General features: G+C 65.7%; 1 protein-coding gene. It reads right to left on the bottom strand.

What is annotated here, in order from left to right:
* Positions 1-518 (bottom strand): DDE-type integrase/transposase/recombinase (locus DWZ22_RS10325; RefSeq protein WP_233546476.1); only part of this gene is annotated, 518 nt, incomplete at its 3' end.
* Positions 519-560 lie beyond the last annotated feature (42 nt).

The raw sequence follows: 560 nt of genomic DNA, 5'->3' as shown, positions 1-560 counted from the left end.
TCCTTGACGTGGCCGAAGAGCTGCTCGGTGGCGGCGTTGTCGATGCAGTTCGCCTTCCTGGACATGCTCTGGACGATGCCGGCGGCCTCGAGCCTGGATGTGTACGAGGCGTGCTGGTACTGCCAGCCCCGGTCCGAGTGCATGGTCGGGGCGGCGCCCTCGGGGATCTTGGACAGCAGCTCGTCGAGCATCCTGACCTGCTGGGCCATGTCGGGCGTGGTCGATATGTCGCTCGCCACGATCTCCTTGGTGCAGAAGTCCAGCGTCGGGGCCCAGTAGGCCTTGCCGCCCGCCACCTTGAACTCGGTGACGTCCGTTCCCAGCTTCCGCCACGGGGCCCCGGCGTCGAAATCCCTCGCGATCACGTTCTCGAACGTCCTGCCGACGACGCCCCTGTACGAGTTGTACCTGTGGTAGGCCGTCTCGCGTCTGATACCGCAGCGAATCCCCATCTCGCGCATCATCTTGAGCACGGTCTTGTCGGCTATCACGGCCCCCTCTTCCGCCCTGAGGCACATCGCTATCTGCCGGTGCCCGCAGCCGTTGGCGGTGCGCGAGAA

Origin of the sequence: Collinsella sp. AF31-11, from assembly GCF_003475605.1 — a bacterium.
GTDB lineage: Bacteria > Actinomycetota > Coriobacteriia > Coriobacteriales > Coriobacteriaceae > Collinsella.
This window is presented reverse-complemented; position numbering and strand designations above follow the sequence as displayed.